Origin of the sequence: Nonomuraea sp. NPDC048881, from assembly GCF_040649795.1 — a bacterium.
GTDB lineage: Bacteria > Actinomycetota > Actinomycetes > Streptosporangiales > Streptosporangiaceae > Nonomuraea.
Genome location: NZ_JBEZGC010000003.1, coordinates 529,731 through 556,719, shown reverse-complemented (window position 1 = coordinate 556,719; position 26,989 = coordinate 529,731). Strand labels below are relative to the sequence as shown.

The following is a 26,989-nucleotide window of genomic DNA, read 5'->3' as shown; positions in this document are numbered from 1 at the left end:
TTCGTCCGGGTTGCGGATGGGTTCAGCCCGTCTTGCGGATGGCCAGGCCGTGGTCGCCGCCGGCGGCGATGAACGTGAGCCCCGGCCCCCACGCGTTCGGCCGCGGCGGCATCGGCACCGGGACGCCGGTGCCCGTCTGGCCCGAGTTGTACTGCCCCCAGCCGTACGCCTCGCCGCCGCCGGTCAGGGCCAGGCCGAACGCGCAGCCGGCGACCCCGCTCGCCGGGAGCGCGGCGGGCGGGACGGAGGCGGCTAGTTCACCCGGGTGACCCGGTTCAGGGCCGGGGCGGGCAGCGGGCTCCTCGCCCGGATGTAGGACTCGAACGCCTCGATGTCGCGGACCTTCTCCACCCGCTCGGTGCCCTCGGTCAGCACCGAGAAGCCGTCGCCGCCGGTCGCGACGAAGGAGTTGGCGGTCAGGCGGTACTTCGCGGCGGGGTCGACGACGGCGCCGTTGAGCTTGATGCTCGCCGGGTCGACGCGGTCGCAGGCGGGCTTGGCGTTGTCGTAGGTGTAGGTGAGTCCCTGCGAGACGCCGAGCACGCGCGCGGTGCTCTGGCCGCACCACTGCTGCTCCAGCAGCCGTTCGAGCTGGGCGCCGGTGAGCGTCATGGTGACGAGCATGTTGCCGAACGGCTGTACGCGCAGCGCCTTGCCGTGCGTCACCAGGTTCGACATCTCGTTGCCGGTGGGGTTGACGATCAGATCGCCGCCGATGCCGCCGCCGTAGGGCGGCTGGACGGCGATCTGGGCGCCGCCGTTCTCGGCGGCGGAGGTGGCGAACAGGCGGGCGTCGGCCAGGGCGTGGCCGACGGTGGACTCGCCGGCGGCGTTGCGCTGGGCGGTCAGGTCGCGGGCGAGCAGGCCGACCGGCCGGTCGAGCAGCTTCTGCGCCTGCTCGTCGGTGCGGCGGCGCAGGGCGGCGATCCGGGCGTCGGGCTTGATGTCGTGGGTGACGGTGATGTTCTCGGCCTTGGCGGAGGTCGGGTTGCCGGTCGCCCGGTCTACGGTCAGGACGACCTTGGTGAGCTCGCGCGTGTGGGCGGAGGTCTGCGTGACGGGGATGCCGTTGACCACGCAGTTGTACGGGTTGTGCGTGTGCCCGGAGATGACGGCGTCGACCTCGGGGTCGAACCGCTGCACGATGTCCTTGATCGGCCCGGCCAGGTTGTTGCACTCGTTGGGCAGGCCGCCGCCGGTCTGCCCGCCGCCCTGGTGGATCAGGACGACGATCGTGCGCACGCCCTTGGCCTTGAGCTCGGCCGTGTAGGCGTTGACCGCCTCGGCCTCGTCGCGGCCCTCCAGCGGCTTGGTGGGGCCGGGGGCCTCGTTGAGGGCGTTCTTGTAGTCGACGCCGATGATGCCGACCTTGACGCCCTTGACCTCCTTGACGATGTAGGGCGTCAGCGCGGGCTTGCCGGTGGTGGTGTCGACGATGTTGGCGCCCAGGTAGGGGAACGCGGCGCCCTTGAAGCCGGGCAGCGCGCAGCCGTCGATCGGGTGGCAGCCGCCGTTCTCCATCCGGCGGAACTCGGCGATGCCCTCGTCGAACTCGTGGTTGCCGACGCTGGAGGCGTCCAGGCGCATCAGGTTGAGCGCCTGGACGCCCGGCTCGTCGTGCAGGGCGGTGGCGTTCATGGTGCTGGAGGAGTAGTTGTCGCCGGCCGAGAGCCGCAGCGTGCCGTCGGGGTTGTCGCGCTGGAGCCGGTCCATGTGGGCGGCCAGGTACTCGGCCCCGCCCGCCTCGACCGGCCCGGACGGCGTCATGGCGAAACTGGTCGGGAAGCCGGAGTGGAAGTCGTTGAAGGCCAGTAACTGGATGTCCACGGCGTCGGCGCGGGCGGGCAGCAGGCTGGTGCTGCCGAGCACCAGCGCCATGAGGAGGTTGCGCATGGCCACGAAAGTGACATAGTCCCATCGATTCCCACAAGAGGGAAATTTTCTAACATTGGACGTCGAATGTGAACTATTGACATACCTTGCGGGAAGCGGGAGGGTTCCTCCCATGTCACCGATCCTGGCCAGAATCCGAGGGATCGAGCCCACCCTCACGGCCACCCACCGGCGCATCGCCGAGACGATCCTCGCCGAGCCCGCCACCGTGGCCGCCTCGACCATCGGCGAGCTGGCGGAGCGGTGCGGCACCTCGCTCACCACCGTCACCCGCTTCTGCCGGCAGCTCGGGCTGGCCGGCTACCCCGAGCTCAGGCTGGCGCTCGCCGCCGAACTGGGCCGCAACGACGCCGCCCCGCGCGAGCAGGGCCTGATCGCCTTCTCCCCGGACGACCCCGCGAGCCTGGTGCTGCGCAGCCTGCTGGCCAGCGACATGCGCGCCATGGAGGAGACGGCGGCCCAGCTCGACCTTCAGGCCGTGGACCGGGCGGTCGAGGCCCTGGTGCGGGCCCGGTTCATCGACTTCTTCGCGGTCGCCGGCAGCGCGGGCGTGGCCATGGACCTGCACCTGCGCCTGCACGCCATCGGCCGCCCCGGGGCGTTGTGGACCGACGTGCACAGCGCCGTCTGCAGCGCCAACGCCCGCGACCGCGACGACGTGGCGCTCGGGATCTCCCACTCGGGCACCACGGCCGAAGTGGTCGAGCCGCTGTCCATCGCCAAGCGACGCGGCGCCACCACCGTCGCGGTCACCAACTTCCCGCGCAGCCCGCTGGCCGAGGTGGCCGACATCGTGCTGACCACCGCCGCGCAGGACACCCCCTTCCGCGCCGGCGGCGTGGCCGCCCGCCACACCCAGATGCTCGTCCTGGACTGCCTCTACATCGGCGTCGTCCAGCGCACCCACGAGACCAGCAACCAGTTGCTCACCGCGGCCACCGACGCGGTCGGCAAGCACCGCCTGCCCCCACGCTAGGAGTCCCCATGCGTCTCGCCGCCGCCGCTGTCGCCTTGGCGATGGCGGTCACCGCCTGTGCCCCTTCCGCCACGACGAGTGCCGATTCCGGCAAGATCACCCTCTCGGTCTGGGGCTGGGGCCCCGAGGCGAACTACGACAAGATGTTCGCCGAGTACGAGAAGCTCCACCCCGGCATCGACGTAGACGCCCGCTCGTTCACCACGGCCACCGAGTACGACACCATCCTGTCCACCGGCCTGGCCGGCGACAGCGGACCCGACCTGGCCTGGCTGCGCGCCGGCGCCAACCTCCAGCCGCTGGTCGAGGCCGGACGGCTGCTCCCGCTCGACACCGAGGACGTGCCCGGCCTGGCCGCCTACGACGAGAAGGTCCTGCGCTACGCCAAGGGCGACAAGGACGGCAAGGTCTACGGCGTGCCGTTCGCCGTCCAGACCCTCCAGGTGATCTACAACAAGAAGATCTTCGCCGACAACGGCCTCACCCCGCCGAAGACGTACGCCGACATGATCTCCGCGGCCGACAAGCTCAAGGCCAAGGGCATCGTGCCGTTCGCCTTCGGCGGCAAGGACGACTGGATGCTGCCGATCGTGGCCGGCATCTTCGGCACCGCCCACTGGGGCGGCGACGCGTTCATCGCCGACGTCAAGGCCAAGCGCAAGAAGTTCGCCGACCCGCGCTTCGTCGAGGGCATCGACCAGCTCAACAAGCTCAAGCCGTACTTCCCCGACGACGTGGCCGGCGTCTCCTACACCGACGCGCAGATCCTGTTCTCCTCCGGCAAGGCGGCCATGTTCCCCGGCGGCCTGTGGGAGCTGAACTTCTTCGGCGAGCACGCCAAGGGCGTCGACCTGGGCGTCTTCACCCCGCCCACGCCCGAGGGGGAGGGCGTCATGCCCGGCTTCACCGACGGCTCGTACGGCGTCAACGTCAAGACCAGGCACAAGGCCGAGGCGCTGAAGTTCGCCGCATGGCTGGCCTCCAAGGACTACGGCCAGCTCTACACCGACACCTTGCGCATCTTCTCCGCCGTGCCCGGCGTCACCCCCAAGGATCCGCTGCTCAACGAGGTCTCCGCCACCTTCGCCCAGCGCGGCGGCACCTACTTCATGAACGAGTTCGCCTACGGCAACCCGACCTCGGCCACCGTGTTCTCCAAGGCGTTGCAGGAGATGCTGCTGGGCCGCATCAGCGCCGAGGAGGCCGCCGAGCAGCTCGACAAGAGCGTGGCCACATGGCTCTAGCCGCACGGCGGGGATCGTCGTACCTGTTCCTGATCCCCGCCTTCCTCCTGTACTCGGCGTTCGTGGTCTATCCGCTGTTCACCGGGCTGACCTACAGCTTCTTCTCCTGGAAGGGCACCCTGCGCGACCAGCCGGCCGGGCTGGACAACTACGCGAACCTGCTGTCCGGCGCCTTCCTGGACCAGCTGCTGCCGGCGCTCGGGCACAACTTCCTGCTCTTCGCCGGCACCATGCTGGTGCAGAACACGCTGGGCCTGGCCTTCGCGCTGGCGCTGTTCCGCGTCCGGCGCGGCAAGCGGGCCCTGCAGACCATGTTCGCGCTGCCGTACCTGGTCAACCCGCTGGTCATCGGCTACCTGTGGACCCTGCTGCTCAGCCCGGCCTTCGGCCCGGTCAACGCGCTGCTCAAGCCGATGGGCCTGGCGATGCCGTGGCTGGGCGACCCCGCCACCGCGCTGCCGACCGTCATCCTGATCACCAGCTGGCAGTGGGTGGGCTTCCCGATGCTGCTGTTCAGCGCCGCGCTCGGCGGCATCCCGCAGGAGTACGCCGAGGCCGCCAGGACCGACGGCGCCGGCTCCTGGCAGGTGTTCTGGCGCGTCACGCTGCCGCTGCTCAAGCCGGCCATGGCCACCGTCACCATCCTCAGCTTCATCGGCAGCATGGGCACCTTCGCCCTGGTCTACGCCCTGGGCGGCTCCAACGGCGCCCCCGCGGGCGCGACGGACGTGCTCGGCCTGCTGTTCTACCGGACCGCCTTCGCCTCGGGCGACGTCAACGCGCTGGGCACGTCCTCGGCGCTGGCGGTCTTCATGTTCACCTTCATCTTCGGCTCGACGCTGCTGCTGGAACGGGTCCTGAGGAGGAAGTCGTGAAGGCCGTGGCGATCCGGGTCCTGCTGTGGGGCTACGCCGTCCTGTCCATGTCGCCGCTGCTGGTCATGCTGCTCAGCTCCCTCCGGCCGACCAGCGAGATCTTCGACCAGCCGCTCGGCTGGCCCAGCGGGCTCGGCAACTACGCCAAAGCCTGGACCGACGCCTCCTTCTCCACGTACGTGGTGAACTCGGCGATCGTCGTGGTCTGCTCGGTGCTGCTGGGCGCGGTCGTGTCGTTGCTGGCGGCGTACCCGCTGGGGCGCCGGGAGTTCCGGGGGCGCGGGCTGTTCGCCGCCTACTTCGTCTCGGGCATGACGCTGCCCGCCCATCTGGGCGTGCTGCCGCTGTTCTACCTGCTGGAGAGCATGGGCCTGGTGGACTCGCTGGCCGGGCTGGTGCTGGTCTACGCGGCCGGGTCGGTGCCGTTCAACGTGTTCGTGCTGACCGCGTTCTTCCGCCAGCTCCCGCACGAGCTCGACGAGGCCGCCGCCCTGGACGGCGCGGGCCCGTTCGCCACCTTCTGGCACGTGATGCTGCCGCTGGTACGGCCCGCGCTGGCGACCGTGGTGGTCTTCCAGTTCGTGCCGATCTGGAATGACTTCTTCTACCCCCTGGTCCTGATGCGGGACGAGAGCAAGCTGACCCTGCCGGTCGGCCTCACCCACTTCTTCGGCCAGTTCCAGAACGACTGGGGCACGCTCTTCGCCGGCCTGGTGATGACGACGATCCCCCTGGTCGTGCTCTTCATCCTGGCCACCCGCCAGATCGTCGCCGGGCTCACCGCCGGCATGAACCGTTGAGGACAGTTTGATGGATCTTGTGATGGCCTTCGCCGACGAGACGCGCTCGCGGCTGGAGCGGCTGATGGACGAGCAGCTGCCCGCCATCAGGCGCGCGGGCGCGCTGGTCGCGGCGACCGTGCGCGCCGGAGGCGTCCTGCACGCCTACGGCACGGGACATTCGGAGGCGGTGGCGCTGGAGGTGGCGGGGCGCGCGGGCGGGCTCATCCCGACCAACCGGCTCACCCTGCGCGACCCGGTGGTGCTGGGCTCGGCCGATCCCGGCGCGTTCGACCCGCTGGCCGAGCGCGACCCGCGCACCGCCCACCAGGTGCTGGCCCTGCACACGGTGCAGGACTCCGACGCGTTCGTGATCGCCTCCAACTCCGGCGGCAACGGCTCGACCGTGGAGATGGCCCGGCTGGTCAAGGAGCGCGGCCTGCCGCTCGTCGCGATCACCTCGCTGGCCCACTCGACCGCCATCACCTCGCGGCATCCGTCGGGGGAGCGGCTGTTCGAGCTGGCCGACATCGTGATCGACAACCTGGCCCCGTACGGCGACGCCGTCCTGCCGACCGAGCACGGCCCGGTCTGCGGCATCTCCTCGATCACCTCGGCGCTGATCGTGCAGCTCATGGTGGCCGAGGCGATCGGCGAGCTCCAGGCGGACGGCACGGTCCCGCCGGTCTACCTGTCGGCCAACATCCCCGGCTCCGACGCGCACAACGACGCCCTGGTGGCCCGCTACGCCGGCCGCATCAGGACGGGCGCGCTGTGACCCTGACGATCGCCGCCTTCTGGCCGCCCCCGCCCCACGAGACGACGGCCGCCCGCTACCGGGAGATCGCCGAGGCCGGGATCGACCTGGTCATCACCGGCAACTACCTGAGCGACCGGGTCATCCTGCGGCACGCCCTGGCCCGCGCCGAGGAGGCCGGGCTCGGCATGCTGGTCGCCTCCGACCCGCGGGTGGACGTGCTCATGCGCGACCTGGACGTGGACCCGGCGCCGCTGATCGCCCAGGTCGTCGAGGACTACCGCCCGTTCCGCTCCTTCCGCGGCCTCAGCCTCATGGACGAGCCGGTGGCCGGGCAGTTCCCGCGGCTGGCGGCCGGGGTCGCCGCCGCGCGGGCGGCCGGCGCGTTCGCCTACGCCAACCTGCTGCCGAGCCACGCCACCGGCCCCTACGACGCGTACGTGGGGGAGTTCGCCCGGGTCGTCCGGCCGGACGTGCTGTCGTTCGACCGGTACCCGTTCCTGACCGGCGGGTTCGACGAGGGCTACCTCGCCGACCTGGCCACTGTGCGCGAGCACGCCCGCAGGGCCGGGCTGCCGGCCTGGATGTACGTCCAGACGCTGGCCTACGACGGCCACCGCGAGCCGTCGGCCGCCGAGCTGGCCTGGCAGGTCAACACCGCCCTGGCCTACGGGTACACCGGCATCCAGTACTTCACCTACTGGACGCCCGACCCGGCGCGCGGCGAGGGCTTCCAGCCGGCGCTCATCGGCGGTGACGGCGTGCCGACCAAGCGCTACGACGTCGTGCGCGACCTCAACACCCGCTGGCTGCGCCCGGTGGCGGCCGAGCTGACCGGGTGGACGTCGGCCGAGCACGCCGGCGACGTCCTGGTCGGCCACTACGGCGAGCGGCGGCTGGTGTGCAACGCCCGCTTCGACCGGCCGGCGGAGGTCACGCTCGACGGGATCACGCAGGCGTTCGACCCGGCGACCGGCTCCTACCAGGCGTGCGGCGCCACCCTCACGCTGGCGCCCGGCGCGGCGCGGCTGGTCCGGTGACGCTCTTCGCCGGGGTGGACGCCGGCGGCACCACCACCCGCGCCGCCGTGCACGCGGCGGACGGCACCAGGCTCGGGCACGGCACCGCCGGTCCCGGCAACCCGGCCGCGCACGGGCCGGCCGCGGCCCGCCTGGCGATCGGGCAGGCCCTGCGCCGCGCGCTCGACGGCCTGGACCCCTCGCTGGTGGCCGCCTCGGTGGCCGGCGTGGCGGGCGGCGACGACGCCTTCGCCGCGACGCTGGGCCGGACCTGGGCCGAGTGCGGCATCGCCGCGCCGCCGCGCGTGGTCGGCGACGTGGAGATCGCCTACGCGGCCGGGACCGCCGCGCCGTCCGGCACGCTGCTGCTGGCCGGGACGGGCGCCGCGGCGGCCCGCTTCTCCGGCCGGACGGTGACCGCGGTGGCCGACGGGCTCGGCTGGCTGCTGGGCGACGAGGGCGGCGGGTTCTGGATCGGCCGGGCGGGGGTGCGCGCCGCCGTCCGCGCCCTGGACCGCCCCGCTGACCCCCCCGAAGCCCGCCTCCCGGACCACACCCGGGACCGCGCCGAGGGCCGCATGGGCCGTGCTCTGGGCGCGGACCTGCCGTACGGGCCGCTGGTGGATCTGGTGGGCGCGCACTTCGGGGTGAAGGGCGAGCCGCGGCGGCGGGCGGACCGGATCGTCCGGCTGGCCCAGGCCGACCGGATGCTCGTGGCCGCCGCCGCGCCGCTGGTGTCGCGGGCGGCCGCCGCCGGGGACGAGTGCGCGGCCGGCATCGTCGCCGAGGCCGCCCGGCGGCTGACCGCGACGGCGGCCCGGCTGTCCGGCGACGGGCCGCTGGTGCTGGCGGGCGGGGTGCTGACCGCGGACGGCCCGGTGCGCGCCGCCGTCCTGGCCCGGCTGGCCGGGCGGCGGGTGACGACCGCCCGCGACGCCACGGCCGGGGCGTGCTGGCTGGCCGCCCTCGACCGGCTGGGCGACCAGGCCGCTCACGAACGCTTCACGGCCCTTCCGCCGCCCCGCTAGTACTGTGACCGGGTCGGCGGGTATCGCGCCCGTGCCGCGGAAAGGACGGTTCGCACCACATGCAGGTTCCGCAGATGGATCGTGCTCTGCTGAGCCGGCTGCTGCCGGGTGTCGAACCGGAGCGGCTCACCGTTCGCCAAGGGCAGTTCCACCAGGTGGTGATCGGCGCGGATCGGGTCGTGTGCCTGCCGCGCACCGGGGCCGCGGCCGCCCGGCTGCCGCAGCGGGCGGCCGTCCTGCGCCTGCTCGCCGGGTTCGATCTCGGCTTCCGCACGCCCCGGCCGTTGCCGGAGGCCGGCGCTCCCGGCCCGGACGAGCCGCCGTTCCTGGTCCTCAGCCGCGTTCCCGGAGCCCCGCTGGAGGCGGGAGAACTCGAAGATCCCCGGGTGGCCGCGGCCGCGGCGGCGCAGTACGTCACGTTGCTGCGCGCACTGGCCAGGATCGGCGCGGAGGACGAGGTGCGGGCGGCGCTGCCGGCACCGCGGGATCGGTGGCGGGAGTTCACGGCGGGCGTCCGCGCCGAGCTGTTCGGGCTCATGGCCGGGCGCGGGCGTCAGCGGGCCGAGCGGGAGCTCGCGGCGCTCGACGGCCTTCCCGACATCACCGAGGCCGTGGTGCACGGTGACCTCGGCGCGGAGAACGTCCTGTGGGAGCACGACGACGGGCTGCCGGTGCTCAGCGGGGTGATCGACTGGGACGAGGTGACGATCGGCGATCCCGCCGAGGACCTGGCGGCCGTCGGGGCCGGTTACGGCACGCCGTTCCTGGATCGGGTGCTGAGGCTGGGGGGCTGGTCGGACGGCGCGACGGCCGCCCGCATCGCCGTCATCCGCGCGTCCTTCGCCCTGCAGCAGGCCCTGTCCGCGCACCGGGACGGTGACGAGGAAGAACTGGCGGACGGCCTGACCGGCTACCGCTGAGCTCGTCCGGGAGAACGGGGCTCAGGCGGACGGCTCCTCGGCCGGGAACAGGATCGGGCTGATCAGGTGGCGGGTGCGCTCGGGCGTGGGCGGGTTGGCGATGCTGGGCAGCAGCGCGGCGCGCAGGTCGGCGATCAGCGCGGCGCGTTCGTCCGGGGTGAGCCAGATGGCGTGCTGCCGGTAGCCGACCAGGTCGGCGGCCGGATCGGCCTGGTCGCGGTCGAGATAGGCGCCGAACTCGGCCAGCAGGGCCGCCATGGCCACGGCGAACGCGCGGCGGTGGTCGTCCCGCGAGGCCGCGGCGGCGGTGTCGGCGTCGATGGCCGCCCGCGCCGGGCGCAGCCGGTAGCGCCGCTCGACGGCCCCGCGCACGCGCTGCTCGCCCTCCACGTCGAGCAGGCCGCCCTCGGCCAGCAGGCCGACGTGCCGGTAGACGGTGGCCTTGGAGACGTCGGGCAGCAGGTCGCACAGGTCGGAGGTGGTGAGCGTGCGGCCGCCCGCCATGGCGTGCACGATGCGCAGCCGTACGGGGTGCAGAAGCAGGTCCACCGTGTCCATGGACGTACGATCTCACACCTGCTACCTTTCTCAAACCTGAGAAAGGATGAATCATGACCCACCACGCCCTGGACGCCCCTCCGCTGGGCCGCCTGCACGACGTCGGCGGTCGCCGGATCATGCTGCACCGCTCGGGCGCCGGCGGCCCGCCCGTGGTGTTCCTGCCCGGCGCCGGAGCCGTCGGCCTGGACTACCTCAACGTGCACGACCGCGCCGCCGAGCTGACGACCAGCGTGCTCTACGACCGCGCGGGCACCGGCTGGAGCGAGCCGGTCGAGCTGCCCCGCACCGCGGCCGAGGTGACCGACGAACTGCGCGCGGCGCTGGAGGCGGCGGGGGTGCGCGGCCCGTACGTGCTGGCCGGTCACTCCCTGGGCGGCGCGTACGCGCGCCACTACGCCCGCCGCTTCCCCGGCGACGTCGCGGCGCTGCTGCTGCTCGACCCCTTCCACGAGGACATGGCCGCCCGCGCGCCCCGGCAGGCGCGCGAGATGCTCGACCAGATGCGCGAGCAGGCGCTCCCGGAGCCGACGCCGGAGCAGCTCGACGCCGCCCGCCCGGCCGTCGAGCGGCTGCTGGCCGCCTGGCCGGACGGCGTGCGCGAGGCCCTGGTCGACCATCACCTGACCGCCTGGCGCACCGGCTGGCTGGAGGGCCGCAACCTCTACGACGAGGTCTCGGCGGAGTTCAGGGCCGCGCCGCCGGCGCCCGACGTGCCGGTGATCGTGCTGTCGGCCATGGGAGCGGACGCCACCCAGTCCCAGCTCTGGCCGGAGGACGTGCTGCGGGAGATCAACGCCGGCAAGCTCGCCCTGCACGCCGAGCTGGCCGCCTCCTTCCCGCGCGGCGAGCACCGGGTGCTGGACGACGCCGGGCACGGCTGGCTGCACGAGGAACGGCCCGACGCCGTGCTCCAGGCGCTGGCCGACCTGCTGCGGGTCCGGTGAGGCTCGGGGACCCGGCCGCGGCTCAGGGACGCAGGGCCTTGAGCGCCAGGTCTACCAGCGCGTCGGCGTACTGCGGGGTGAGCGGGCCGGTGCGCAGGAGCCAGCGCTGGTAGAGGGGGGCGTAGAGCAGTTCGAGCGCGAGGTCGAGGTCGGCGTCGGGGGCGAGCTGGCCGGCCTGCTGGGCGCTACGCAGGCGGGCCTTCTTGGCCTCGTCGACCGGGCCGGCCAGCTTCTCGCGGTACTGGGCGGCCAGCTCGGGGTCGGCGACGATCTCCAGGTTGAGCGCCCGGATCGGCGCCTCGAAGCCGGGGTCGGCGAACTCCGCCACGGTCGCCCGCATGACGGTCTTCAGGTCGGCCTCGATGTCGCCCGTGTCGGGCAGCGTCACGCCCTGGTCGCCGTGGCCGCCCTCGCTCAGCGCGAGGAAGGAGTCGAAGACCACGGCGCCCTTGGACCGCCACCACCGGTAGATCGTCTGCTTGCCGACGCCGGCCCGCGCGGCGATCGCCTCGACGGAGACCTTGGCGTAACCCACCTCGGACACCAGCTCCCTGGCGGCCTGGAGGATCGCCTGCCGGGAGCGCTCGCTGCGGCGCGCGGGATCGGGCTGCTTCACGCCACCCATCATAGCCCATCAACGAGACGAGACGGTCCGTCTTGACAGGTCACCGGCCCTAGCTGGCACACTGATGGACCTACGGCGAGACGGACCGTCTCGTCTTGAACGGAGAAGGAGGCGAGAGCGCATGCGCGTATGGTTCGTCACGGGTGCGTCCCGGGGGCTGGGCCGGGCGTTCACCGAAGCGGCCCTGGACCGGGGCGACCGCGTCGTGGCCGCCGCCCGCGACGTCGGCCCGCTGGCCGAGCTGGAGGCCCGGCACCCGGGCGCGCTCGTCCGGCTGCCGCTCGACGTCTCCGACCGCGCCGCGGTGCGGAAGGGCGTGGACCAGGCGGCGGCCGCGTTCGGCAGGCTCGACGTCGTGGTCAACAACGCCGGCGGCATGCTCTTCGGCATGCTGGAGGAGGCCACGGAGGAGCAGATCAGGGCGCACTTCGACGTGAACCTGTTCGGCGCGATCTGGGTCACCCAGGCGGTGGCGCCGTACCTGCGGGCCCAGGGGTCGGGGCACATCCTCCAGGTCACCTCGATGGGCGCGGGCGGCGGCATGGCCTCGGTCGGCCTGTACGCGGCGGGCAAGTCGGCGCTCGACTCGGTCACCCAGGCGCTGGCCATGGAGCTCGCGCCGTTCGGCGTCAAGGTCACCAACCTGCAGATGGGCGGCTACGACACCGGCCTGTTCACGCTGGGCACCACGGCCACCGAGCCCGACCCGGTCTACGACGGGCTGCGGGCCGAGCTGGCCGCCATGTGGGGCGAGGACGCGGGCCCGCCGCCGAGCAACGCCGCGCCCGTCGTCATGGAGCTCGTGGACCTGCCCGAGCCGCCGCGCCGGCTGATCGTCGGCAGCCGCTCGTACGACCTCGTCCAGCAGATGGACGAGGCCCGCACCGCGGAGTACCGCGCCTGGGAACACCTCAGCCGCAAGGCCGACGGCTGACCCCGGGGGACCGGTTCCAGGGGGCGGACGGGCGGGGATGGGCCGGGCGTTGTCCTGGTTCCGGCACAATTGCGGTGTGCGAGTCGGATTGCTGGGGCCCTTCGAGGTCCGGAACGCCCAAGGGGACGTGGTCGAGGTTCCCGGTGTCCGGCTGCGCGCGCTGCTCGCCGCCCTCGCCCTGGAGCCCGGCCGGATCGTCACGCGCGCGCGGCTGATCGACTGGATCTGGGGGGAGCGGCCGCCCGCCGACGAGGTCAACGCCCTGCAGGCGCTGGTGTCCAGGCTGCGCAGGGTGCTGCCCGACGGCGTGATCGAGGCCGATTCCGGCGGCTACCGGCTGGCCGTGCCGCGCGAGGCGGTGGACGTGTGCCGCTTCGAGCAGCTGATCGTCCAGGCCCGCGCCGCCGCGCCCGCCGCCCGCGCCGACCTGCTGCGCAGTGCCCTGGAGCTGTGGCGCGGCGCCCCCATGGCCGACATCGCGATGCAGGACAGCGACGCCTTCGACGCCGTGGTCACCCGGCTCGACGACCTCCACGTCGCCGCGCTCGGCGACCGCATCGACGCCGACCTGCGGCTCGGCCGGGGCGCGGAGCTGGTCACCGAGCTGACCGGGCTGGTGGCCGCGTACCCGCTGCGCGAGGGGTTCGTGGCGGCGCTGATGCGGGCGCTGGCCGAGGCGGGCCGCGGGAACGAGGCGCTGACCCTCTACCAGCGCACCCGCGAGCGGCTGGCCGACGAGCTGGGCGCCGACCCGTCGGCCGAGCTGTCGGAGCTGCACACCGCGCTGCTGCGCGGCGAGGTGGGCGAGCGGACGGACAACCGCAGGACGAACCTGCGCGCCGAGCTGACGAGCTTCGTCGGCCGGCACGACGACGTCTCCGCGGTCGCCGACCTGGCCACCAGGTACCGCCTGGTCACCCTGACGGGGGCGGGCGGCTCCGGCAAGACGCGGCTGGCCACCGAGACCGCCCGTACGATGCTCCCCGAGCTGCCCGACGGCGCCTGGCTCGTCGAGCTGGCCCCGGTCCGGGCCGGCGGCGAGCTGGCGCAGGCCGCCCTGACCACGATCGGCCTGCGCGACCAGGGCATGCTCGGCGGCGGGCGCGGCGGCGACCCGATGGACCGGCTCATCACCGCCATCCGCGACCGCTCGATCCTGCTCGTCCTGGACAACTGCGAGCACGTCATCGAGGCCGCCGCGTCGTTCGCGGACCGGCTTCTGGGCGAGTGCCGCGGCCTGCGCGTCCTGGCGACGAGCCGCGAGCCGCTCGGCATCACCGGAGAGGTGTTGTGGCAGGTCGAGCCGCTCACGCTGCCCGCCGAGGGCGCCTCGCCGGCCGAGAGCGGGTCCTCGCCCGCGGTGCGGCTGCTGCGCGACCGCGCGGACCTGGTGCGCAAGGACCTCGGCTCCGACGCCCCGACCCTCGCGGCCATGGCGCGGATCTGCCGGGCGCTCGACGGCAACCCGCTGGCGATCGAGCTGGCCGCGGCCCGGCTGCGCACGATGTCGGTCGACCAGCTCGCCCGCCGTCTCGACGACCGGTTCCGCCTGCTGACCAGCGGCAGCCGTACGGCGCTTGCCCGGCACCGGACGCTGCGCGCGGTCGTCGACTGGAGCTGGGACCTGCTGAGCGAGGCCGAGCGCGGCGTGCTGCGCCGGTTGTCGGTGTTCTCCGGCGGGGCGAGCCTGGAGGCGGCCGAACGCGTGTGCGGCGACGAGACGTCCGCCGGTGAGCTGGTCTTCGACGTGCTGACCGCGCTGACCGAGAAGTCGCTGCTGCTGGCCGACGACGAGGGCGCCCCGCGCTACCGGATGCTCAACACCATCAGGGAGTACGCGGCCCAGCGGCTGGCCGAGGCCGGGGAGTCCGAGGCTGCGCGGCGGGCGCACCTGGCCCACTTCACCGAGCTGGCCGAGACCGCCGACCCGCACCTGCGCCGGGCCGAGCAGCTGGAGTGGCTGGCCGTGCTCGACGCCGAGCACGACAACATCATCACGGCTCTGCGCGGGGCGATCGCCGAGGGGTGGGCGTACGAGGCGATGCGGCTGGTGGGGGCGGCTGGCTACTACTGGTTCCTCAGCGGCCACCGGGCCGAGGGCGCCGAGCTGAGCATCGCCGCGTCCGGGCTGGAGGGCGAGGTGCCCGACGAGGTGCGGGCGATGGCGTACCTCATGGTGACCATGTTCGTGACGTCCGGCGTGGGCGGCGACCAGTTCCAGGCGCGGGAGTGGATCCAGGAGGCCCACCGGCTGGCCCTGCGCAGCGGGTCCCGCAAGCCGCTGCTCGGGTTCGCCGCGCTGCTGGAGCGCACGCTGCAGGGCCCGGCGGCGTTCCTGCCCGCGTTCGAGCCGCTGATCGCCGACGCCGACCCCTGGGTGCGGGCGCAGGGCAGGCTGGCCGGCGGCCGGTTCCGGCTCACGCTCGGCGGCGACGAGACCGACGTCGATCTCGACGCCGAGACCGCCCTCGCCGAGTTCCGCGCGCTGGGCGACCGCATGGGCATCTCCCTGGCGCTGACCTTCCTGGCCGATCGGCTCGCCATGCGCGGCGAGTTCGCCCGTGCCTGCGAGTACTACGAAGAGGGCGCCGTGGCGCAGACCGAGGTGGGCGCGACCGAGGACGTCGTGGGCGTGTGGGCCCGGCTGGCTCAGCTGCACTGGCTGCTCGGCGACGAGCGGGCCAGCGCCGCCGCCATGGCCGAGGCCCAGCGGCACGCCGACGGGATCGTCTGGCCGGACTCCCTCGCCGAGCTGGCGCTCGGGCAGGCGAAGCTGGCGCGCTGGCGTGGCGAGGCGGACCGGGTGCGCGAGCACCTGGCCACCGTCCAGGCGGTGCTGCCCAACGATGAGATGGTCGGCTCCGTCCGTTCCACGATCATGGACCTGTACGGTTACCTCGCCGACGACGTCGAGCAGGCCCGCGCCTACCGGCGCAGGGCGTTCGACGCGGCCGTGGAGAACATGTTCCCGCCGACCATCGCCGAGGCGCTGGTCGGGATCGCCGACGTCGCGCTGCGCGAGGGCCAGGACGAGCAGGCCGTCCGGCTGATCGCGGCCAGCGAGGCGGTGCGCGGCACGCCGGACCGCTCGCTGCCGGACGCCGCCCGCATCGCCGGACAGGCGCGCGAGCGCCTCGGCGAGACGGCGTTCGCCGCGGCGGACCTCGACGGCCGCCGCCGCGACTTCCGCGAACTGGCCGAGATCACCCTCGCCCGCTGAACGTCCCGCGCGCCGACGGTTGTGCTTGCGGGGGCGGCCACGACGTGGGCCCGGCGTGGACGACCGGGCCGCCGCCCATTCGGCTGATGGTGACGTGCCGGTCCGGCCCCTGCTTGAGGGCGGCGAGTTCGCCGGAGACCGGGCGCGAATTCCTCGTAGGTCCTGCGTCCGAGCAGGAGGATGTCGGCTTCGTCGAGCTGTCCGGAGACGGCCGCGGCCATCTCCTCGTCGTAGTAGGGAAAGTGCCACTGCTCAGGGGCTTCCACGACACCGTCCACCGACACGAACAGCTGCGAGACGATGGTGGTCATGCTGTGGCCTCGGTGAAGAACGCGGCGAGCGCGGGGGCGATGGCCTCGGGGGCCACGTTGTGCGGCTGACCGGTGAGGGTGGCTCGCCGGACGTCCGGCAGCAGGTCGGCAACGGCCTGCGCCGTGCTGCTGATCCACGGGATGGTCTCGCCGTCGATCACCAAAGTGGGCGCCGTGACACCGGTCAGCCGATCGGCGGGCAGGGAGAAGTCGCCGGTGATGGTGGCGTCGTAGATGAGCGTGTGGGCCACGGCCTCCATCGCCGGCCAGCCCGGGAAGTCGCGCATCGGGGCCACGAACTCGGCCGGGATGCCGACCGCGGCGGTGAGGAACAGCTCGCACATGTCGCCCCTGCGGCCCTCGGCCAGCAGCGCCACGAGCTGCTCGCGGTAGTCGGCAGGCACCGGCGTACGGGTGCCGGGCAGGATGTAGGGAACCTCCCACACCGCCAGCCTGTCGACGGCGAGCCCGCGGGCGGCGGCCTCCAGGGCGATGATGCCACCACCGGAGGTGCCGTACAGGTGCGCCGACCCGCCCGCCGCGGCGATGATGGCCTCGATGTCCTCGAACTCGCGGTCCACCGCGTAGGGGGCGGTGTCACCGCTGTCGCCACGGCCGCGCCGGTCGTAGTTGTAGACGGTCAGGTCCTTGGCCAGCAGCTCGGCCAGGGGCGCGGTCGCGGATCGGTCGTTGGGGCCGGCGCCGATGAGGATCACCGCCGGGCCCTGTCCGATCCGGTCGTAGGCGATCGCGGTGCCGTCCTGCGAGATGACCTTGTCCATGTCGTTTCCCTCGTGTTCGTGTTCGTCGCTTGCATGATCAGAATGCTTCACGTGGCGGCTGTCCCACATCCGTGGTCTCCACTGATTCGCTACTGAGACATCCGTGACGTCCGCACGTACGTGATGATGTCCGGATGATCGCAAAGGTGTCCCAGCGTGAGGCCGAGGTGCTGGCGGCGGTGGCGGCGCGGCTGTCGAACGCGCAGATCGCGAACAGGTTGCGCATCTCCGTCCGCACGGTCGAGAGCCACGTCGCCTCGCTGCTGCGCAAGTACGGCGTGGCCGACCGGCAGGAGCTGGCACAGCAGGCGGTGCAGGCCGGTGTGGACCGCGACATCCCGGATGGGCCGCCCCCCGGGGTCCCCACCCCGATGACCTCGTTCGTCGGGCGCGAACGGGAACACGAGGCGGCCCTGGCGGCATTCGGCGCCTCCCGGCTGGTCACCCTGCTGGGTCCTGGCGGCGCGGGCAAGAGCCGCCTCGCGGCGGAGATCTGCTCCTCCTACCCGGCCGGCGGGGCGTTCGTGGATCTGGTTCCCGTACGGGACGGGTTCGTCGCGCAGGCGGCGGCCAAGGTGCTCAGGGTCAGTGAACGCGCCCAGCACCCGTTGGAGGATGCCGTCATCGAACGGCTTCGCCGCGATCGGGCGCTGCTCGTCCTCGACAACTGCGAGCACGTCCTGGACACCGCTGCCGGTTTCGCGGAGCGAATGCTGGCAGCCTGTCCGGGCACCCGGATCCTCGTGACGAGCCGCGAGCGCCTCGGCGTGCCCGGTGAACGAACCGTGCCGATCGGCCCGCTGCCCCTGGCCTCCGACGCGGAGGCGCTCTTCCTCGACCGGGCCACCGCGGCCGATCCGGAGTTCGACGCCGACCCGGCCCTGCTGACGGAGATCTGCGCCCGGCTCGACGGCATTCCCCTGGCCATCGAGCTCGCCGCGGCCCGCAGCGCCTCTCTGGGGCTTGCCGGACTGCTCGTCGCGCTCGACGACACGCTGAGGCTGCTCACCGGAGGACGGGCAGCCGACCAGCGGCATCGATCCCTGCGCGCGGTGCTCGAATGGAGTCACGACCTGCTCGACGAGGAGGAGCAGGCACTGTTCCGACGACTGTCGATGTTCTGCGGCGGCTTCGACCTGGCCGCCGTGACGGCGCTCACCGCCGGCCGTCCGTCCGGCGCCGTGAGCCATGTGCTGGGGCGACTCGTCGACAAGAGTCTCGTCGTACGCGTCCCGGGAACGGCGAGCCGATGGCGGCTCCTGCAGACCGTCAGAACCTTCGCCGAGGACTTGTCACGAGGCGCCGGCGAGTACGACGCGGCTCGGGAACTCCACCTGCTGTGGGCGGCCGGTACCGCGACGGCGATGCGGGAACGGCTGATCGCCGCCGGACAGCGGGCCAGGGCGGCGGCGCCGACCGAGGGCAGCGAACAGGACGGCGAACAGGACGGTGCCGAAGTCTGGCGGCGGGAGTTCGACGAGGTCGCAGACGATCTGCGTGCGGCGCTGGCCGCCGCACCGCCTGGACCGGGCGGGGCGGCGCACAGCCTGGCCCGCTCGCTGGGTCACCTCACCTTCGTCCGCCGATTCCTGGCCGAGGCCCAAGGCCACTTCCGGCAGGCAGCCGAACGAGCGCCCGGTCCCGCCGAAGCAGCCGAAGACCTGCGGAACGCGGCCGACTGCTCTCTGGACAACATCTCCGGGCAATACATGTTCGACCTGCTGCTCGCCTCGGCGGCGCAGGCCCACGCCGCGGGCGACGAGAACGGCCGCGCGGTCGCCCTGGCCCGTGCGGTGGAAACAGCGTCGAGGTTTCTCGCCTCCTTCCCCGAGGGCATTCCCGTCGAGCGGCTTCGCCGTCATCTCACCGAGGCCGCCGAGGCCGGAGACGCGGGCGTCCCGACCGTGGCCGCGGCCCTCACCACGGCGGCAGCCTGGACCGATCGGCCGGGCGCCTTCGATCCGGACCCGGCCTTGGCCGCCCGGGCGCTCGCCGTCGCACGGACGACGGGCGACGCCGTGCTCATCAGCGCGGGGCTCGACGCTGTGACGACCGCCGCCGTACGGGCCGGCCGGCATCGCGAGGCCCGGCGATACACCGAGGAGCGGCTGGCGCTGCTGTCGGAGATGGATCGAGACGACCCGCGTTCGGCCATCGAGATCGTGGACACCCTGCACGTGGCCTGCACCGACGCGATCGTCGCGGGAGATCTGCCCGCGGCGATCAACGCCGGTCGGCTCATGATGGCCGACGACCTCGTCGGGGACCACCCCTACATCTCGGCCAGCAGGCTGATCCCCGCGCTCGTCCTCACCGGAGACCTCGGCGCGGCCCTGCGCTACGGCGAACGGATGTGGGAGGGCTGGGAACGAGCCGGCCGGCCCCCGGCCGGATGGCTGCTGCCCTCCGTGTCGGCCATCGCGCTCGCCCATGGGCTTCTCGACGACCAGGTCCGTTTCCGGCTCTGGCGTCACAGGGCCGGCGTGGTGGTCGGCCACGCGCAGGCCGGGCATGCCCGGCCGACTTCCTTCGGCGCGTTCGTCGATGCCCGGGCCGCGCTGCACTCCGGCGACCTGAGCGACGCCACCGCCCTGGTGGAGCGGGCTTTCGGCACGTTCTCGATGGGACGTTACGCGGCGTACGCGCAGGCGGCGGGAGCCGAGCTCGCGGTCGTCGCCGGGCTGCCCGACGCCCCGGACCGGCTCGCGACCGCGCTCCTGACAGCCGGTGAGAACCACTGGGCCTCGGCCTGCCTGGCTCGCGCCGGCGGCAGGCTCCACGCGGACCCGGACGCGCTGGCGGCCTCGGTCGCCCGGTGGGAGGGCATCGACGCCCGGCTGGAACGGGCCCATACCCTCCTGCTGATCCCGCATCGCGCCGAAGAGGGCCGAGCCGCCCTCGATGCACTGCTCACGAGTACGGGTAGGAGAACCCTGTAACTCGTCCGCTCCCGCCCGTGCGTACCGGCTATGGGGCGTTCGTGCCGTCGCGCGCTGCGATGGCCGCGGCCATGAAGTCCTGGAAACGCGCGAACTGCTGCTGATCCATCTTCAGCGTCACCCCGTTGACGATCCGGTCCTTGTACCGGGTGCCGATCGTGACCTTGAAGCCGTCACCGTGTGGTTTCGCGTCCACGCCGAGGAACGCCACGTGGTATCGCCTGGCCTCCGTCAGGCAATGGAAAATTTCGAAGGTCCTCCCGTCTTGCACCAGGATGTACTCACCGATCGCGAACTCCGCTGCCATGGTTTCCCGTTCATGCCGCTTGATGTGTCCGGGGTCAGGGGTCACCCCAGGCACTGTCGTCGAACTACGAGCCCCTGCTCGGCCTCTGAGGAGCTGGCAGGCCTCCTTCGTGCACGCGCCTGCCCGGACGCGCTTCCGGGGAACACGGCCGGACATCGAGCCGGCACGACGGGCGGTGGGCCCGGCTCGTAACAATCATGAACCGCAATCGTGAACCACCGCAAAGCCACCTGGCGGCTGGGTCATGTGCGGGAGAAGATCCCGACGGGGAGGGCAGCCGGATTCCTCCCGCCCAGGGATCAGCTTGCCTTCACCGGCCTGGCGCAACGCGTCCGCGGTGATCGCGCGATGTGGTACCGGTTGATGAACCGCCACGCGCCCGTCGACGAGTCACTCGCCGACGATGTCACCGCGATGCTTGCCCGGCTGTCGTGACGCCGCTGCCCGATCGTCGCTTGGAAGTGCCACGAGTCGCGGATTGTCGGTTGCGAACGGCATTGTTATGGCATGACCGAGACGCCCCCTTTCACCGTCCTCGCTGATGACACGGCCTACGCCGAGGCCGTGCAGCTCGCCGTGGACTCCGCCGCCGCCTACTACGCCGACGGCACCTCCACCCTCGACGACGACGCCTACGACCGGCTGGTGCGCGGCATTCAGGCGTACGAGGAGGCCCATCCCGAGCAGGTGCTGCCGACCTCGCCGACGGGCAAGGTCGCGGGCGGCGCGGTCGTGGGGGACGTGCCGCACACCGTGCCGATGCTCAGCCTGGACAACGTGTTCGGCGCCGAGCAGCTCGCCGACTGGGCCGCCTCGGTCGAGCGCAGGCTCGGCCGTCCGGTCACGGCGTGGAGCGTCGAGCCCAAGCTCGACGGCCTGGCCATCTCGGCCCGCTACCGCGGCGGCCGGCTGGCCCAGCTCGTCACCCGGGGCGACGGCACCGCGGGCGAGGACGTCTCGCACGCCGTCGGCACCATCGTCGGCCTGCCCGAGCGGCTGGCCGAGCCGGTCACGGTGGAGCTGCGCGGCGAGGTCATGATGACGACGTCGCAGTTCGAGGAGGCGTGCGCCAAGCGCTCGGCGCACGACGGCACCACGTTCGCCAACCCGCGCAGCGCCGCCGCCGGCACGCTGCGCGCCCAGGACCGGCCGTACGTGTGCGAGCTGACGTTCTTCGGCTACGGCGCGCTGCCCGCGCCCGGCGACGACTCGGAGCTGGCGACGCGCCTGCGCGAGCTGCCGCACAGCCAGGTCATGGAGTGGGTGGCCGGTCAGGGCGTGCAGACCACGGCCGCCACCGCGGTCGCCGGGATCGTCACCGACACGCTGGAGCGGGTGCAGGAGCGCGTCGGCGAGATCGCCGCGGCCCGCGCCGGGCTGCCGTTCGGCATCGACGGCATCGTGATCAAGTGTGACCTGGCCTCCGACCAGGCCGAGGCCGGGTTCAGCTCGCGCGCGCCACGCTGGGCGACCGCCTACAAGCTGCCCGCCACCGAGAAGATCACCAAGCTGGTCGGGGTGGAGTGGAACACCGGCCGCACCGGCGTCATCGCCCCGCGCGCCGTGCTGGAGCCGGTCGAGCTCGACGGCAGCGTCGTCACCTACGCCACCCTGCACAACGTCGCCGACATCACCCGGCGCGGCCTGATGCTGGGCGACAGCGTGGTGGTCTACAAGGCGGGCGACGTGATCCCGCGCGTGGAGTCGCCGGTGGTGCACCTGCGCACCGGCGAGGAGCGGCCGATCCCGATCCCGCAGGTCTGCCCGATCTGCGGCGACGCCATCGACCGCTCGCAGGAGCGGTGGCGGTGCGTGCGCGGGCGGGCCTGCCAGGCGATCGCGTCCATCATCTACGCCGCCGGACGCGACCAGCTCGACATCGAGGGCCTGGCCGAGAACCGCATCAAGCAGCTGCTGGACGCCGGTCTGATCGCCGACTTCGCCGACCTGTTCTTCCTGACCCGCGAGCAGCTGCTCAGCCTGGAGCGCATGGGCGAGACCAGCACCGACAACCTGCTGGCCGCCTTCGAGCAGGCCAAGGGCCGGCCGCTGAGCCGGGTGTTCGCGGCGCTCGGCGTCCGCGGCACCGGCCGGTCGATGAGCCGCCGGATCGCCCGCCACTTCGGTTCGATGGAGGCCATCCGGGCCGCCGACGCCGAGGCGATCCAGGCGGTCGAGGGCATCGGCCCGGAGAAGGCGCCGGTCGTGGTGGCCGAGCTGATCGAGGTCGGGCCGCTGATCGACAAGCTGGTCCAGGCGGGCGTGAACATGGCCGAGCCGGGCTGGACGCCCCCCGCCGAGCCCGGCGCACCGGAGACCGGCGGCGGGTCCGGGCTGCCGCTGGCCGGGATGTCGGTCGTGGTGACCGGCGCGATGAGCGGCACGCTGGAGGCGTTGAGCCGCAACCAGATGAACGAGCTGATCGAGCGGGCCGGCGGCAAGGCGTCCTCCAGCGTCTCGGCCAAGACGTCGCTGCTGGTGGCCGGGGAGAAGGCCGGTTCCAAGCGGGCCAAGGCCGAGAGCCTGGGCGTGCGGATGGTGACGCCGGAGGAGTTCGCCGAACTTGTCAGCTCCTTTCTGTAGCTTCATGAGCCAGAGCAGGTTCTGTGGGGGCGAGCTGCGGTCGCGGGTGGCCTCGGCTCCGCAGCTGGGATCTGCTCGGGAGGGCCCCAGCCCCCCGGCCCCTCCTAGGACGGCCTGGCGGCCCAGCCGAACAGTCAGACAGAGGACCCGCCCGCCCACCCACCTTCCTCATTGCGTCAGGAGGTGGGTTCGGGCGGTGGTTCAGGGCAGCACTGCGGGCAGGCCGCGCGAGTCGACCTTCGCGACGATCAGCGCCGGGGCGCTGGACGACGCCTTCACGGCGGCGAGCGCCTGGTCGAGCTCTGCCGCCGTGTCCACGGAGTACGTGGACCGCACGCCCAGAGCGTTGGCGAACTTGACGAAGTCCCATTGGTTGAGCAGGACGTAGGGCTTCGGCGTCACGCCGGGGTCGGTGAAGTAGTCCGAGTCGATGAGGTACTGCTCCAGGCCGTAGATGCCGTTGTCGATGACCACGACGACGGGGTCGCGGTCATAACGTACGAACGTGGACAGTGCCTGGGCGGTCATGTGGAAGCCGCCGTCGCCGCAGATGACCAGAGGACGCCTGCTCGACCCGAAGGACGCACCGACGGCAGCGGCCACGGAATGGCCGATGGAGGCCCACACGGCGCTGCTCAGGAACCCGTCGCGGCCTTTGATCGGCAGGCTCGCCGCCGAGGCGCCACCGAGGAAGGTGTCAGGCATCGCCAGCCATGAGGCGTCCAGGGCGGCGCCGACGCGGTCGAACACCTGGGCGTAGGTCAGCGGGCCGGTGGCGACGGGCGGGGCCGGGTCGACGGCCGCGGAGACGGGAACCGGCGCCTCCTTCGCCGCCTCGGCCACGAGCGCGGTCACCAGGGCGGTGATGTCCGCGTTCTGCTTGCTCCCGTTCTTGATCTTCACCTTGCCGTCGTAGGCGGTGACGAGGTGGTCGGTGTTGTCCCGGATGAACGCGGCGTAGCTGCCGGGGAAGACGCAGCCGAGCATCACGATCAGGTCCGCGTCCCGGACCTCGGGGGGCTGGCAGCTCGGCGGGGCGAAGACCCCGACCCAGCCGTCGTCCTGTTCGGACAGCACCGATTTGGCCAGCACTTGGGTCGACCAGCGGACACCGAGCTTGGCGATCAGGGCGGCGACCTCGTCGGCCAGTCCGTAACGCTGGACCTCGACGCCCAGCAGGAGCACGGGCTTCGTGGCGGCGCGCACGAGCCCCACGATCGTGGTGGCGAGCTGCTGCTCCGTGCCCGCCGCCGGATTGGTGACGGGCAGCGCCCCGGCCGGGGGCGTACAGGCCGCCGTCCAGATGGTCCGATCGATCTCGATGTAGACCGGCCGTTTCTTCCTGATCGCCGTCGAGATCGCGCTGTCGACCAGGGCGGGCACGTCGGCGGCCTGCCCGGCGCGGGCTGCGCTCGCGGTGACCAGCCGGTAGGCGTTGAGGTCTCCGTCGGGCTGGCCGGTCGAGTGCGAGAACAGGACGTCCAGGTTCTTCAGGTTGGCCAGGTTCGCGGCGCTCGGGCCGCCGTTCACGACGACGACCGGGCTGCGCTCGACGAACGCGCCGGCGATGGCGTTGATCATGCTGAGCATGCCGACGCCGTTGGCCACCGCGGCGGCGCCCAGGCCCTTCGTTCGCGCGTAACCGTCGGCCGCGTATCCCGCTTCGAGGTCGGTGGCGGTCACCACCGGCGTGATGTGGTGCGCGCCCACCGCGTCGAACAGCGGGGCACCATATGCGGCGGGCACACCGAACAAGGTGTCGACCTGTTGCTGGCTCAGCCGCTCGAGGATGTAGTCGGCAACGGTGAAGGGCACGATGACGCTCCTGGGCATGCCCGCCGTACGGCAGATCAGTCGAAAGGGATAGGCGCGGATCGTCCGGCCGTTTGGGACGCCTACCCGCGCAGCCGGCCGGGCGAACGCGCGGGAGCCGTGCCTTGACCTTACTCAGGGCGGGTGTTTCCACAGGTCAAGGCGTCCACGTGCGGCACGGCCGGACGTCGTCGCCGCCTTGGAAACAGTCGTCCTGAGGCCGGTCAAGCGTTGGAGTCCGGGGAAGGTCCGGACGCCCGCACGGGTATGCGTACCGGTGGCCAAGCATCTGATCAACGGAGCCCGACATGCTGCTGGACGAGCGTGGAGTGAGCACACCTGCCAACCTGCCCACTCCGGACTTCACCTTCGATCCCCATCAGCCGGGCGCGTGCCTCGCGGGTCTGAGGCCCTACCGCACGCACTCGTATCGGCTCGAAGGAGAGGAGCTTGGCGACAGGTTCGTCATCCACAACTACGGCCACGGCGGTGGAGGCATCACGCTGAGCTGGGGCTGCGCCGCCGCGGTACGAGACATGGTCCTCAAACGTCAGGCCGACACCAAGATCATCGAAAGGGAGATCGCGGTGATCGGCGCAGGCGTCATGGGAATGACCGCCGCGACCCTGCTGCTCGACCTCGGGCTGAACGTCACGATCTATTCCGACCGCAAGCCGGTCGAGACCACGTCGTACAAGGCCGGCGGCCAATGGGCCGCGTCGATCCTGGAGTATTCCAAGGACTTCGCCAAGGTGCAGGAGTTCCAGTACATCCTCGCGACCGCCTACACGATGTTCAAGGCCAGCATCGGCAAGGGCTTCGGCGTGTCCGAGGTCGACAACTACAGCGTCCGCCCCACCTCGGGCATCGACGTGGTGCATGAACTCGTGCCGGGACTGCTGCCGCCGCGCGAATATCTTCCGCGCCTGCCGTTCCAAGGACACAACACCTCCGGATACAGGTACCGGACGTTGCTCGTCGAACCGCCGATCCTCATTCCCAGGCTGGAACGCGACCTGAGGGCGCGCGGCGTCATGTTCGTGAGCCGGAGATTCATCAACAGCACGGACGTGCTCACGTCCCTGACGCAGAAAGTCATCATCAACTGCACCGGGCTCGGCGCGAAGGAATTGTGGAACGACAACGACATGATCTCGTACCGAGGACAGCTCGCGATGTTGCGGCCGCAGGTGAACCTGGAATACCTGTACGGGCAGAAGGGGTACATGTTCCCGCGTCATGACCATGTCGTCATCGGGGGCACCGTCGAGGAGAACGACCACGAGGTGTTCGACCCCGACAAATGCAAAGAACTGGTGGACTACATGGCCGGCGTGTTCGGCCAGGGGCCCGCAGTGCCGATGCCGGACTTCCACGTTCACCATCCGCGCAACGAGCGCCTGGTCGATCCGAGACTGTCGATCGCCCATGACGCCGAGAACTGAACGCGGGAATGTCAGCAACCACAGGAAGTGACGAGGCGTCAATGACTCAGACAGTTCAGGGATTCAGCGTCCAAGCCAAATGTCTCACCCAGGACGGCGAGCCGTGGCATCTGCCCGGACCGGACGACACAGCGGAGAAGGGGGAGAGAGTGACCCTGCACATCACTGCCCGCCTTCTCAACTCGTCGCAGCCCTCCACGGACCTGGCGATGATCGAGTGCGAAATGCTCCGCGGATTCACGCCGGTCACGGACTCGCTCGACGCCCTCGTCGCAGGCGGCCTCGTCACCTTGTACGACATAGATGAGACAGATCAGTTGAACCAGCGACTGGAGCTCTACCTCAAGGAAGTCGGCAGCACCCCCACCGAGATCGCCTTCGAGATCGAGTGCGAACACGCGGTCCACGACCTGAAACCATCGACGATCGAACTGTCCGACTCCTACGACGCCGACAGCGCCGTGACCACCACGTATCCCACGGTCAAAGAATGACGAGCCAGTCGTTGAGGGCAGCGACGGGGATGGCGGCTTCGTAGCGGACAGCACCGGCGCCGGGCCGCCGGTTCCGCCGGATTCCCGGCGGATGCGGGCTACCCCCAGCACGGACCCTGGGCGCTGTCGACCCAGTCGATCTTGGTGACGGTCACGGGCAGAGGGTAGGTCTCATGTCCCCCCCGACGTCACCGTCCTCAGCGCGGTGAACGCACATCGACCCGCTCTGGCCGGCCGAATTGACGAACGAGACCACGACGTGGTCCTCGGTGGCGGGCCAGCCGTAGTTGAAGAAGGACCGGACGTTCTTGTAGGGGCTGAAGAGCACCCCGATGGCCGACCAGTCTTCGCCCCGGCCGATGCCGATCTTCGTTGCTTCCGAGATGACCTCTGTCGAATACACGCAGAAATCTCCCCGCCCGCAGCCATACAGGCGATCGTGAAGGCTTGCCGCGCTCGCGGGTGACACGAACGCCAGCCCTGCGAGAGAGATGGCAGCGACAGCAGCCGGGATGAGTCTTCTCAGCATGAGATCTCCTCG

General features: G+C 71.8%; 24 protein-coding genes. 17 read left to right on the top strand and 7 right to left on the bottom strand.

Annotated features, from left to right (window positions below; all coding sequences use genetic code 11):
• Window positions 1-38: 38 nt before the first annotated feature.
• Window positions 39-269 (top strand): hypothetical protein, encoded by a 231-nt coding sequence (locus AB0C33_RS13490; protein ID WP_358286881.1) that lies wholly within the window; start codon window positions 39-41, stop codon window positions 267-269.
• Here the strand turns inward: AB0C33_RS13490 and AB0C33_RS13485 are convergent.
• Complete coding sequence (locus tag AB0C33_RS13485) at window positions 253-1,893, bottom strand: bifunctional metallophosphatase/5'-nucleotidase (RefSeq protein ID WP_358286879.1); 1,641 nt, start codon at window positions 1,891-1,893, stop codon at window positions 253-255. The genes AB0C33_RS13490 and AB0C33_RS13485 overlap by 17 nt on opposite strands.
• A gap of 112 nt (window positions 1,894-2,005) precedes the next feature.
• Between AB0C33_RS13485 and AB0C33_RS13480 the strand changes: the two genes are divergently transcribed.
• From AB0C33_RS13480 to vph, 8 genes are read left to right on the top strand one after another with little or no spacing between them, the layout of a single operon-like run.
• Window positions 2,006-2,869 carry a MurR/RpiR family transcriptional regulator gene (locus AB0C33_RS13480; protein ID WP_358286878.1) on the top strand — a complete coding sequence of 288 codons (864 nt, stop codon included), beginning with the start codon at window positions 2,006-2,008 and terminating at the stop codon, window positions 2,867-2,869.
• An 8-nt stretch (window positions 2,870-2,877) separates the two neighbouring features.
• Complete coding sequence (locus AB0C33_RS13475) at window positions 2,878-4,113, top strand: extracellular solute-binding protein (RefSeq protein ID WP_358286876.1); 1,236 nt, start codon at window positions 2,878-2,880, stop codon at window positions 4,111-4,113.
• Complete coding sequence (locus AB0C33_RS13470; protein ID WP_358286874.1) at window positions 4,104-4,988, top strand: sugar ABC transporter permease; 885 nt, start codon at window positions 4,104-4,106, stop codon at window positions 4,986-4,988. Before AB0C33_RS13475 ends, AB0C33_RS13470 begins: the two co-directional genes overlap by 10 nt.
• Window positions 4,985-5,788 carry a carbohydrate ABC transporter permease gene (locus AB0C33_RS13465; RefSeq protein ID WP_358286873.1) on the top strand — a complete coding sequence of 268 codons (804 nt, stop codon included), beginning with the start codon at window positions 4,985-4,987 and terminating at the stop codon, window positions 5,786-5,788. The genes AB0C33_RS13470 and AB0C33_RS13465 overlap by 4 nt, the downstream gene beginning before the upstream one ends.
• Before the next feature lie 10 nt (window positions 5,789-5,798).
• Window positions 5,799-6,545: an SIS domain-containing protein gene (locus AB0C33_RS13460; RefSeq protein WP_358286871.1), complete on the top strand. Its 747-nt coding sequence runs from the start codon at window positions 5,799-5,801 to the stop codon at window positions 6,543-6,545.
• Complete coding sequence (locus AB0C33_RS13455; protein ID WP_358286869.1) at window positions 6,542-7,564, top strand: hypothetical protein; 1,023 nt, start codon at window positions 6,542-6,544, stop codon at window positions 7,562-7,564. Before AB0C33_RS13460 ends, AB0C33_RS13455 begins: the two co-directional genes overlap by 4 nt.
• Window positions 7,561-8,571 (top strand): BadF/BadG/BcrA/BcrD ATPase family protein, encoded by a 1,011-nt coding sequence (locus tag AB0C33_RS13450; protein ID WP_358286867.1) that lies wholly within the window; start codon window positions 7,561-7,563, stop codon window positions 8,569-8,571. The genes AB0C33_RS13455 and AB0C33_RS13450 overlap by 4 nt, the downstream gene beginning before the upstream one ends.
• Window positions 8,572-8,630: 59 nt before the next feature.
• Window positions 8,631-9,491 (top strand): viomycin phosphotransferase, encoded by an 861-nt coding sequence (gene vph, locus AB0C33_RS13445; RefSeq protein WP_358286865.1) that lies wholly within the window; start codon window positions 8,631-8,633, stop codon window positions 9,489-9,491.
• Between the two features lie 21 nt (window positions 9,492-9,512).
• On the opposite strand, the gene AB0C33_RS13440 is transcribed toward vph, so the two are convergent.
• Window positions 9,513-10,049, bottom strand: coding sequence for a helix-turn-helix domain-containing protein (locus AB0C33_RS13440; RefSeq protein WP_358286863.1), 537 nt, complete (start codon window positions 10,047-10,049; stop codon window positions 9,513-9,515).
• 53 nt (window positions 10,050-10,102) lie between these two features.
• Between AB0C33_RS13440 and AB0C33_RS13435 the strand changes: the two genes are divergently transcribed.
• Window positions 10,103-10,996, top strand: a complete 894-nt coding sequence (locus tag AB0C33_RS13435) for an alpha/beta hydrolase (RefSeq protein WP_358286861.1) — start codon at window positions 10,103-10,105, stop codon at window positions 10,994-10,996.
• 22 nt (window positions 10,997-11,018) lie between these two features.
• Here the strand turns inward: AB0C33_RS13435 and AB0C33_RS13430 are convergent, their stop codons facing one another.
• Window positions 11,019-11,621 carry a TetR/AcrR family transcriptional regulator gene (locus AB0C33_RS13430; RefSeq protein WP_358287569.1) on the bottom strand — a complete coding sequence of 201 codons (603 nt, stop codon included), beginning with the start codon at window positions 11,619-11,621 and terminating at the stop codon, window positions 11,019-11,021.
• Between the two features lie 121 nt (window positions 11,622-11,742).
• Here AB0C33_RS13430 and AB0C33_RS13425 point away from each other — a divergent pair, with 121 nt between their 5' ends.
• Both AB0C33_RS13425 and AB0C33_RS13420 read left to right on the top strand, forming a co-directional pair.
• Window positions 11,743-12,555, top strand: a complete 813-nt coding sequence (locus AB0C33_RS13425; RefSeq protein WP_358286859.1) for an SDR family NAD(P)-dependent oxidoreductase — start codon at window positions 11,743-11,745, stop codon at window positions 12,553-12,555.
• Between the two features lie 76 nt (window positions 12,556-12,631).
• Window positions 12,632-15,775 (top strand): BTAD domain-containing putative transcriptional regulator, encoded by a 3,144-nt coding sequence (locus tag AB0C33_RS13420; protein WP_358286857.1) that lies wholly within the window; start codon window positions 12,632-12,634, stop codon window positions 15,773-15,775.
• 307 nt (window positions 15,776-16,082) lie between these two features.
• On the opposite strand, the gene AB0C33_RS13415 is transcribed toward AB0C33_RS13420, so the two are convergent.
• Entirely contained in the window at window positions 16,083-16,868 is a 786-nt protein-coding gene (locus AB0C33_RS13415; protein WP_358286855.1) for an alpha/beta hydrolase, read from the bottom strand.
• Window positions 16,869-17,002: 134 nt separating this feature from the next.
• On the opposite strand from AB0C33_RS13415, the gene AB0C33_RS13410 reads away from it, so the two are divergent.
• Window positions 17,003-19,807, top strand: coding sequence for a LuxR C-terminal-related transcriptional regulator (locus AB0C33_RS13410; RefSeq protein ID WP_358286853.1), 2,805 nt, complete (start codon window positions 17,003-17,005; stop codon window positions 19,805-19,807).
• Between the two features lie 28 nt (window positions 19,808-19,835).
• On the opposite strand, the gene AB0C33_RS13405 is transcribed toward AB0C33_RS13410, so the two are convergent.
• Window positions 19,836-20,159 carry a hypothetical protein gene (locus AB0C33_RS13405; RefSeq protein WP_358286851.1) on the bottom strand — a complete coding sequence of 108 codons (324 nt, stop codon included), beginning with the start codon at window positions 20,157-20,159 and terminating at the stop codon, window positions 19,836-19,838.
• Window positions 20,160-20,324: 165 nt separating this feature from the next.
• Between AB0C33_RS13405 and AB0C33_RS13400 the strand changes: the two genes are divergently transcribed.
• The gene (locus AB0C33_RS13400) at window positions 20,325-20,549 is read left to right on the top strand and encodes a hypothetical protein (RefSeq protein ID WP_358286849.1); all 225 of its coding nucleotides are present in this window, start codon (window positions 20,325-20,327) and stop codon (window positions 20,547-20,549) included.
• Window positions 20,550-20,621: 72 nt separating this feature from the next.
• Window positions 20,622-22,697, top strand: a complete 2,076-nt coding sequence (gene ligA, locus AB0C33_RS13395; protein ID WP_358286847.1) for an NAD-dependent DNA ligase LigA — start codon at window positions 20,622-20,624, stop codon at window positions 22,695-22,697.
• A gap of 201 nt (window positions 22,698-22,898) precedes the next feature.
• Here ligA and AB0C33_RS13390 read toward each other — a convergent pair whose 3' ends face one another.
• A complete protein-coding gene (locus tag AB0C33_RS13390) occupies window positions 22,899-24,512 on the bottom strand; it encodes a thiamine pyrophosphate-dependent enzyme (RefSeq protein WP_358286845.1) in 1,614 nt (537 codons plus the stop codon).
• Between the two features lie 305 nt (window positions 24,513-24,817).
• Between AB0C33_RS13390 and AB0C33_RS13385 the strand changes: the two genes are divergently transcribed.
• A complete protein-coding gene (locus tag AB0C33_RS13385; RefSeq protein WP_358286843.1) occupies window positions 24,818-25,954 on the top strand; it encodes an FAD-dependent oxidoreductase in 1,137 nt (378 codons plus the stop codon).
• A gap of 149 nt (window positions 25,955-26,103) precedes the next feature.
• Complete coding sequence (locus AB0C33_RS13380) at window positions 26,104-26,448, top strand: hypothetical protein (protein WP_358286841.1); 345 nt, start codon at window positions 26,104-26,106, stop codon at window positions 26,446-26,448.
• A 151-nt stretch (window positions 26,449-26,599) separates the two neighbouring features.
• Here the strand turns inward: AB0C33_RS13380 and AB0C33_RS13375 are convergent, their stop codons facing one another.
• Window positions 26,600-26,977 carry a hypothetical protein gene (locus AB0C33_RS13375; protein WP_358286839.1) on the bottom strand — a complete coding sequence of 126 codons (378 nt, stop codon included), beginning with the start codon at window positions 26,975-26,977 and terminating at the stop codon, window positions 26,600-26,602.
• Window positions 26,978-26,989: the final 12 nt, after the last annotated feature.